At 65.0% G+C, this 7103-nt stretch carries 5 protein-coding genes; 4 read left to right on the top strand and 1 reads right to left on the bottom strand.

Annotated elements, in window-relative coordinates:
- Window positions 1-439 precede the first annotated feature (439 nt).
- A complete protein-coding gene (locus ACQR03_RS08700; RefSeq protein WP_315752930.1) occupies window positions 440-1270 on the bottom strand; it encodes an alpha/beta fold hydrolase in 831 nt (276 codons plus the stop codon).
- Between the two features lie 397 nt (window positions 1271-1667).
- On the opposite strand from ACQR03_RS08700, the gene parC reads away from it, so the two are divergent.
- The 4 genes from parC (at window position 1668) to ACQR03_RS08680 (ending at window position 7077) form a co-directional block, all read left to right on the top strand.
- Window positions 1668-3920 (top strand): DNA topoisomerase IV subunit A, encoded by a 2253-nt coding sequence (parC, locus tag ACQR03_RS08695; RefSeq protein WP_316185752.1) that lies wholly within the window; start codon window positions 1668-1670, stop codon window positions 3918-3920.
- A 262-nt stretch (window positions 3921-4182) separates the two neighbouring features.
- Window positions 4183-5154, top strand: a complete 972-nt coding sequence (locus ACQR03_RS08690; RefSeq protein ID WP_316191346.1) for a cation diffusion facilitator family transporter — start codon at window positions 4183-4185, stop codon at window positions 5152-5154.
- Window positions 5155-5360: 206 nt separating this feature from the next.
- Window positions 5361-5765 (top strand): arsenate reductase (glutaredoxin), encoded by a 405-nt coding sequence (gene arsC, locus ACQR03_RS08685; RefSeq protein ID WP_315711425.1) that lies wholly within the window; start codon window positions 5361-5363, stop codon window positions 5763-5765.
- A 37-nt stretch (window positions 5766-5802) separates the two neighbouring features.
- The gene (locus ACQR03_RS08680; RefSeq protein ID WP_316191345.1) at window positions 5803-7077 is read left to right on the top strand and encodes an adenylate/guanylate cyclase domain-containing protein; all 1275 of its coding nucleotides are present in this window, start codon (window positions 5803-5805) and stop codon (window positions 7075-7077) included.
- Window positions 7078-7103 lie beyond the last annotated feature (26 nt).

Genomic DNA, 7103 nt, shown 5'->3' with positions numbered 1-7103 from the left:
GCCCCGCGTTGACCGTTTCTTTCGAATGCCCATCGCAACCTCCTCATCGAGTGTTGCGACGACCAATTGAATCCGCCGGTGATCTCGGCTGAACCTGTGGTACCTGCCGCCTGCATTTTTTGAGCAGGCGGGCCACGGGCCTCAGTCGAGGTCCGGCCTTCCCTGTGCCCTCTGTCCGAAGAGGGTAATCGATCTTGATAGCTCGGGCGCGGAGCGCGTCGCGAGAAGGCAGGACGACGTCTCCGACGCGGAAATTGAGATAGTGGATCAATGGTAGCCCCGAACTCGTCGTGCCCGGGCTTGTCCCGGGCATCCACGTCGTTCGGCGTGTGCGGTGCGGCGTGGATGGCCGGGACAAGCCCGGCCATGACGAGCAGGATTTGAGATCTATCGCTTCATCGGCATCGGAATGCTCATTCGGCGAATTGCAACGATCGAGCTACCCCTTGATGAAGGCCAGCAGGTCGGCATTGATCACGTCGGCATGTGTGGTCGCCATGCCGTGCGGAAAGCCCGGATAGGTCTTCAAGGTCCCATGCTTCAACAGCTTGATGCCGATGCGCGCGGAATCGTCGATCGGAACGATCTGGTCGTCCTCGCCATGCATCAGCAGCACCGGCACGTCGATCGCCTTGAGGTCCTCGGTGAAGTCGGTTTCGGAGAACGCCTTGATGCAATCGTAATGCGCCTTGGCGCCGCCCATCATGCCCTGGCGCCACCAGTTGCGGATCACGCCTTCGGAAACCTTGGCGCCATTGCGATTGAAGCCGTAGAACGGGCCGGTCGGAATATCGAGGAAGAATTGCGCGCGGTTGGCGGCGAGCGCCGCGCGGAAGCCGTCAAACACCTCGATCGGCAGCCCGCCGGGATTGCTCTCCGTCTTCAGCATGATCGGCGGCACCGCGCCGAGCAGGGCAGCCTTGGCGACGCGGCCCTTGCCGTGCTTCGCCACGTAGCGCGCGACCTCGCCGCCACCGGTCGAGTGGCCCACATGGACCGCGTCTCGCAGGTCGAGCTTGGCGGCGAGCGCGGCGACATCGGCCGCATAGGTGTCCATCTCATTGCCGGTCTCCGTCTGGCTGGAGCGACCGTGACCGCGCCGGTCATGCGCGATGACGCGAAAGCCCTTGTCGAGGAAGAACAGCATCTGCGCGTCCCAGTCGTCGGACGACAGCGGCCAGCCGTGGTGGAAGACGATCGGCTGGCCCGAGCCCCAATCCTTGTAGAAGATCTGCGTGCCGTCCGATGTCGTCACGAATCCTGAGCTCATGGAGTGTCTGCCTTTCTCACTGGATGGAATCTGCCGCGTTCAAGGCGCGGCGTGATGGCGCGCCTCGTCGCGTCGGTACGCAACGAAGGATGCCCGCTGCCACCTTAGCGACGGAGCGTGACGATCTCAGCAACACAGACTCGTGTGCGACAGCGTTGCACCTCAACGGGACCCGCGTTGGCTGCTCAATCCGTGAGCGGAGCCACATGCATCTGCGGCGCGTGATCTGCATGATTTGCGGGCTCCTTTGCGGTTCCGCGGCCGGACACCCGGCTTTTTCCTTCTGGAACCGGGCAGGGCCGTCATTGCGCCCCGGCGCGTCATCGCATAAAGCCTGTTCCCAAATCGTTCACGCCAGCTCAAGCTCCTGGGCTAACCCACTGAAAGCTAAACGCTAATGGGAAAATCACTGATTCCGCCGGAGCCGGCGGAGATTCACGAGGTCGCGCTGCGCGAGGCGCTGGAGGAGCGCTATCTCGCCTACGCGCTCTCGACCATCATGCACCGCGCGCTGCCCGACGCGCGCGATGGCCTCAAGCCGGTGCATCGGCGCATCCTCTACGGCATGCGGCTGCTGCGGCTCGATCCCGGCACCGCCTTCAAGAAATCCGCCAAGATCGTCGGCGATGTGATGGGCTCGTTCCATCCGCATGGCGACCAGGCGATCTACGACGCGATGGTCCGCCTCGCGCAGGACTTTTCCTCGCGCTATCCGCTGGTCGACGGCCAGGGCAATTTCGGCAACATCGACGGCGATAACCCGGCCGCCTACCGCTACACCGAAGCGCGCATGACCGACGTCGCGCGGCTGCTGCTGGACGGCATCGACGAGGACGGCGTCGAGTTCCGGCCGAACTATGACGGCCAGTCGAAGGAGCCGGTGGTGCTGCCCGGCGGCTTCCCGAACCTGCTCGCCAACGGCGCCCAGGGCATCGCCGTGGGCATGGCGACCTCGATCCCGCCGCACAATGCCGCCGAACTGTGCGACGCCGCGCTGCATCTGATCGAGAAGCCCGACGCCAAGTCGCGCGCGCTGTTGCGCTGGGTGAAGGGCCCGGACTTCCCGACCGGTGGCACCGTGATCGACTCCAAGGAATCGATCATCGAGGCCTACACCACCGGCCGCGGCTCGTTCCGTGTCCGCGCCAAGTGGAAGCAGGAGGAGGGCAACCGCGGCACCTGGATCGTCGTCATCACCGAGATTCCCTATCTCGTGCAGAAGTCGCGCCTGGTCGAGAAGATCGCAGAGCTGCTCAACGAGAAGAAGCTGCCGCTGGTCGGCGACGTCCGCGACGAATCCGCCGAGGACGTGCGGCTCGTGATCGAGCCGAAGTCGAAGAACGTCGATCCGGCGCTGATGATGGAATCGCTGTTCCGGCTCACCGATCTCGAGAGCAAGATTCCGCTGAACCTCAACGTGCTGATCAAGGGCAAGATCCCGAAGGTGGTGGGTCTCGCCGAGTGCCTGCGCGAATGGCTCGACCATCTGCGCGACGTGCTGCTGCGACGCTCGAACTACCGCAAGAAGCAGATCGAGAACCGGCTGGAGATTCTCGGCGGCTACCTGATCGCCTACCTCAACATCGACGAGGTGATCCGGATCATCCGCACCGAGGACGAGCCCAAGCCGGTCCTGATGAAGACGTTCAAGCTCACCGAGGTCCAGGCCGAGGCCATCCTCAACATGCGCCTGCGCTCTCTGCGCAAGCTCGAGGAAATGGAGATCCGCACCGAGGACAAGAACCTGCGCGGCGAGCTGAAGGGCATCAATGCGCTGCTCGGATCCGAGCAGCTGCAATGGGCCAAGGTCGGCGAGCAGGTCAAGACGGTGCGCGACATGTTCGGGCCGAAGACGCCGCTCGGCAAGCGCCGCACCAATTTCGCCGACGCGCCCGAGCACGATCTCGCCGCCATCGAGGAGGCCTTCATCGAGCGCGAGCCGGTTACGGTCGTCGTCTCCGACAAGGGCTGGGTGCGCACCTTGAAGGGCCACGTCGCCGACCTGTCGAACCTGCAGTTCAAGACCGACGATCAGCTCGGCCAGGCGTTCTTCGCCGAGAACACCTCGAAGGTGCTGTTGTTCGCCAGCAATGGCAAGTTCTACTCGCTCGACGTCGGCAAGCTGCCCGGTGGCCGCGGCCATGGCGAGCCGATCCGCATGTTCATCGACCTCGACCAGGACGCCTCGATCGTGTCGATGTTCGTCGCCAAGGGCGAGCGCAAGTTCCTCGTGGCGGCCTCCGACGGCCAGGGCTTTGTGGTCAAGGAAGAGGATTGCGTCAGCAACACCCGCAAGGGCAAGCAGGTGCTCAACGTGACCGCGCCAGCGGAAGCGCGCGCGATCACCACCGTCACGGGCGATCAGGTCGCGGTCATCGGCACCAACCACAAGATGGTGGTGTTCGGGCTCGACCAGGTGCCGGAGATGGCGCGTGGCCGCGGCGTCCGGCTGCAGAAATACACCAGCGCGCAGCTGTCCGACGTCACCACCTTCGAGCAGAAGCAGGGGCTGGCCTGGAAGGATTCCGCCGGCCGCGATCAGGGTCTGAGCTGGAAGGAATTGGCCGATTACCGGGGCAACCGCGCCGACGCCGGCCGCATCGCGCAGGGCCTGCCGAAGTCGAACAAGTTCAACCGGCCGATCGAGTGAGGCGCGGGAGAGTGAAGATCGAGCGCCCCTTCGGTCTGCCACTCATCGGGACGACACCAAGACTGTCGTCCCGGGCAAGCCATCGGCAACGCGTAGCGTTGTCCGATGGCGCCGACCCGGGACCCATAACCACAGGACGTGGGAATGGGCAGGCTGGAACGACGCGCGTGCCAACCGATTGCCGCCGGTGGCTATGGGGTCCCGGCTTTCGCCGGGACGACATCGAGAGCGCTCATCAGCAGCGAGTAGTAGGTCAGATCGCATGGCGCACTCACACCAGCATCACGACGACCACCGCGACCATGATCATTCGCACGGCCACTCACATTCCCACGCCCACGGCCACGCCGGCCACAGCCATGCGCCGGCGAGCTTCGGCGCGGCCTTCGCGATCGGTGTGTCGCTCAACACCGGCTTCGTCATCGCCGAGCTCGTTTTCGGCTACGCCGCGCATTCGCTGGCCCTGATCTCGGACGCGGTCCACAATCTGTCCGACGTGATGTCGCTGCTCCTGGCCTGGGGCGCCCTGTGGCTGGCGGGCCGGCGGCCGACCGACCGCCATACCTACGGCTATCGCCGCGCCTCGATCCTGGCGGCGCTGATCAATGCGGGGGTGCTGCTGGTGGTGGTCGGCGGCATCGCCGTCGAGGCGTTCGATCGCCTGCGCAATCCGGGCGAGGTGGCCGGCATCACCGTGCTGTGGGTCGCCGCGCTCGGCATCGCCATCAACGGCGCCACCGCGCTGCTGTTCATGCGCGGCCGCGACACCGACCTCAACATCCGCGGCGCCTACCTGCACATGGCCGCCGATGCCGCCGTGTCGTTCGGCGTCGTCGTCGCGGCGCTGGTCACGATCTGGACCGGGTGGCTGTGGGTCGATCCGGTGGTCAGCCTTGTCATCGCGCTCGTCGTGCTCCTGAGTGGCTGGGAGCTCGCCCGCGACAGCGTCAATCTGGCGCTCGACGCCGTGCCGCGCGACATCGCGCTTCCCGAGGTGCGCGATTATCTCGCCTCCCTCGACGGCGTCAGCGAGGTGCACGACCTCCATGTCTGGGCGATGAGCACCAACGAGACCGCGCTGACGGCGCATCTGGTCCGGGCAGGCGGAACGGATGATGCGTTCCTGCATCGCGTCTGCGCCGAGCTGTCACATCGCTTCAACATCCAGCATCCGACCCTGCAGATCGAGGCCGATGGCTGCGCCTGCAAGCTCGCTCCTGCCGACGTGGTGTAAGCCGCGATGGGTCAGCTCCTTCCTGCCAGTCTGCACATCGCGCCGGCGATTTCCCTCGACCGGCGGAGTTCCCATTCCGGCCGGCGGCGGCGCCGTGATAACAGTGACCATCTCCCGCATCGCGGCCGCACCATCAGGGACACGATGTCTGGGGTGAGACGCACGGCACGGGAATGTGCCTTCGGAACGCAACGACTGGACAGCCCATGCCCGTGACGATCTTTCACAATCCGGCCTGCGGCACGTCGCGCAACACGCTCGCGATGATCCGCGCCTCGGGCGAGGAGCCTGAGGTGATCGAATATCTGAAGACGCCGCCGAGCCGCGAACAGCTGATTGCGCTGATCAACGCGATGGGCGTCAGGGTGCGCGACGTGCTGCGTGAGAAGGGCACGCCCTATGCCGAGCTTGGGCTGGGCGATCCCAAATGGACCGACGACCAGCTGATCGAGGCGATGCTCGCGCATCCCATCCTGATCAACCGGCCGATCGTGGTGACCAGCAGGGGTGCGCGGCTCTGCCGCCCGTCCGAACTCGTGCTCGACCTGCTCGATCATCCCGTCTCCTCCTTCACCAAGGAGGACGGCGAGGTGGTGAGCCGGCCTGCCTGAAGCCTTCCGGATCGTGACGCGTTGGTGAGTTGAAACCATGGATACGGCGACCCGTCTCGAAGTGGCGAACTGGCTCGTAGGTCAGAGCCTGACCGGCGCGCCGGAAAACGAGATCCTGCGCGGTTTCTGCGAGCGCTGTCGCGCGGCCGGGCTTGAACTGTCGCGCAGCCTTGCGATCATCGATACGCTGCATCCGATTTTCGAGGGGCGTGGCTTCCGCTGGAACGATTTCGACACGAACGAAGCCGACAGCTTTGAATATGGCTCCAGCAATGAGGGAGAGGCGGCCCAGAATTGGCGGCGCTCGGTCTTCCACCACATGCTGGAGAACGGCCATGACGAGTTCAGCATTGACTTCATGAATTGTGCGCATCTCGATTTTCCGATCATCGAGGAGCTTTCCGCACAGGGACATCGGCACTATCTCGCCTTCGTGCACCGGTTCGGGGAAGCCGGCACGCTCGGCCAGATGGACTGCTTCTATTCGAACTGGCTGACGCGGCGTGACGGCGGCTTCACCGACACGCAGGTCGGCGCATTGCGCGACCTGGTCCCGCTGCTCGCGCTGACGATCAAATCCGCGCAGCAGGTCGACATCGTGCGAACCCTTGGCCGCGTCTATCTCGGCCGCGATGCGTCGGAGCAGGTGCTGCGCGGCCGGATTTCCCGCGGTGTCACCGAGCGCATCAATGCGGTGCTGTGGTTCTCCGACCTGCGCAGTTCGACCGCAATCAGTGAGAGCATATCGCCGGACGAGATCATCCCGCTGCTCAACGACTATGCGGAAGCCTCGATCGACGCGATCTACGAGTCCGGCGGCGACGTGCTGAAGCTGATCGGCGACGGCGTGCTGGCGATCTTCACCGGAGGCGACATGGCCTCGGCTCGCCGGGCTGCGCTGCGTGCCGAGCATCGCTTTCGGCTGAACATCCTGAAGCTGAACGCACGGCGCGCCGGCGAGGGACGGCCCGTCACCTCGGCCTATGTCGGCCTGCATGTCGGCGAGGTGTTCTACGGCAATATCGGCAGCGAGGACCGGCTCGACTTCACCGTCGTGGGACCGGCCGTCAACGAGGTCAGCCGCATCGCCTCGATGTGCCGCTCGGTCGATCGCGAACTGTTGGCGTCCGCCGAATTCTGCGAGGGGCTCGACGACGAAGGTCGCCGCTACCTGGTGTCGACCGGCCGCTACGCGCTGCGCGGCATCGGCCGCGCGCAGGATCTCTTCACGCTCGATCCGGAAATTGCCGGCAGCGCCTTGGCCACGCGGGCCTACGAGAACTACCTGGCGGACGAGATGTCGCACCCTTGACCCACGTCAATGCCCAGCCGAAGCGA

This window comes from Bradyrhizobium sp. HKCCYLS3070, assembly GCF_051167575.1.
GTDB lineage: Bacteria > Pseudomonadota > Alphaproteobacteria > Rhizobiales > Xanthobacteraceae > Bradyrhizobium.
The sequence above is the reverse complement of the archived record's forward strand: the minus strand, read 5'-3'. Positions and strand labels throughout refer to the sequence as shown.

Bases quoted from the DNA above. Each gene is read 5' to 3' on its own strand.
- ACQR03_RS08700 (WP_315752930.1), bottom strand. From the start codon at position 1,270: ATGAGCTCAGGATTCGTGACGACATCGGACGGCACGCAGATCTTCTAC.
- ACQR03_RS08690 (WP_316191346.1), top strand. From the start codon at position 4,183: ATGGCGCACTCACACCAGCATCACGACGACCACCGCGACCATGATCAT.
- parC (WP_316185752.1), top strand. From the start codon at position 1,668: ATGGGAAAATCACTGATTCCGCCGGAGCCGGCGGAGATTCACGAGGTC.
- ACQR03_RS08680 (WP_316191345.1), top strand. From the start codon at position 5,803: ATGGATACGGCGACCCGTCTCGAAGTGGCGAACTGGCTCGTAGGTCAG.
- arsC (WP_315711425.1), top strand. From the start codon at position 5,361: ATGCCCGTGACGATCTTTCACAATCCGGCCTGCGGCACGTCGCGCAAC.